Annotated in this window: 1 protein-coding gene; it reads left to right on the forward strand. The window is 45.8% G+C overall.

Annotated features, from left to right (window positions below; all coding sequences use genetic code 11):
• On the forward strand, positions 1–904 hold a 904-nt coding region (locus AC1DSE_RS35595), incomplete at its 5' end, for a M3 family metallopeptidase (RefSeq protein ID WP_477529162.1).
• Positions 905–1,126: the final 222 nt, after the last annotated feature.

Consider the following 1,126-nt stretch of genomic DNA (forward strand, 5'->3'; position numbering starts at 1 on the left):
GGACTGGCATGATGTAGAAGCGCCAATCGGAGCTGCGACAAAAACAATTCCTTATGACGAAGCGGCAGCTTTTATAATCGAGCAGTTCAAGACGTTTAGTCCCGATCTGGCGGAATTCTCGGAGCTTGCCTTCAAAGATGGCTGGATTGAGGCTGAGGATCGTCCAGGGAAGCGTCCAGGCGGCTTCTGCACCGCTTTTCCAAAGAGTGGTCAAACTCGTGTATTCATGACGTATTCAGGTACGGCTTCGAATATTTCGACGCTTGCGCATGAGCTGGGTCATGCTTACCATCAGCATGTCATGAACGATCTGCCAGCGTTGTCGCAAGAATATGCGATGAATGTAGCTGAGACCGCTTCGACGTTTGCAGAGCTGATCGTTTCGGATCAAGCACTTAAAACAGCAACGGAGGACGAGGAGAAGCTTGGATTGCTTGAAGATAAAATTCAGCGGTCTGTTGCATTTTTTATGAACATTCATGCGCGCTTTTTATTCGAGACTCGTTTCTATGCGCGTCGCAGCGAAGGTTTAGTATCCGTTGAAGAGCTTAATTCCTTAATGGAAGATGCACAGCGGGAAGCTTATTGCGATACGCTAGGTGAGGTGCATCCTCATTTCTGGGCATCGAAGCTACATTTTTACTTAACGGATGTTCCTTTCTACAACTTCCCTTATACATTCGGCTATCTATTCAGCGCGGGTATTTATGCAAGGGCACTGAAGGAAGGTTCAGATTTCAAAGACAAGTATGTTGCATTGCTTCGTGACACTGGCCGCATGACCGTAGAGCAGCTTGCAAAAGAGCATCTTGGCGTAAATGTGGAAGAGATGGACTTCTGGCGCGAGGCGGTTGCATTGACAGCTGTTGATGTAGATCAGTTCATCGAAATGACAAACAAGTAAAGCRCTTCTTCAGAAGTGCTGTAGTAGCATTAGCAGTAGCCGTAGGCATGGGAAACCATTGGTCTACGGCTTTTTTTATATGGAATTGGGATGGATAGTATTCTAGCTACTGCAAAAACTTCTGTAAAACAGGAGTGCATTTCTTTGATTTGCGGGAAGCGAGGCAGATTATATTATAATAAGATTATGTTCGATTATTGAGAAACACAGAGAGGCGGAATG

It is taken from the genome of Paenibacillus sp. 01L418, from assembly GCF_056400045.1.